At 60.2% G+C, this 269-nt stretch carries 1 pseudogene; it reads right to left on the bottom strand.

Annotation, left to right across the window (positions count from 1 at the left end):
• Positions 1–137: 137 nt before the first annotated feature.
• Positions 138–269: pseudogene (locus tag P9217_RS30215) on the bottom strand (EEP domain-containing protein); the annotation flags it as partial.

Here is a 269-nt window from a genome sequence, read left to right as displayed (position 1 = left end):
CGCCATCTCTCTCTACGACAAGGTCGGGTTTGTCAGGGAGGGCGTGCAGAGCGATGCCGTCCATGTCGACGGGGAATACCGCGATACGATCATGATGGCGATCGTCGAACGCGAAAACGCCGCCAGATGAATGGCCATCAGCCCAGCTCGACCCACACCGGCAGATGGTCCGAGCCGACTGCCTTTCGGTCGACCCATAGACGCTGCAGGGATCTGGCAAGCGAAGCGCTGGTGAAGATATAATCGATGCGCTTGTGCCGGCTGGGATC

The organism is Mesorhizobium sp. WSM4989 (genome assembly GCF_029625795.1).
GTDB lineage: Bacteria > Pseudomonadota > Alphaproteobacteria > Rhizobiales > Rhizobiaceae > Mesorhizobium.
Note: the sequence above shows the minus strand (reverse complement) of the source record. Positions and strands in the feature narration are given on the sequence as shown.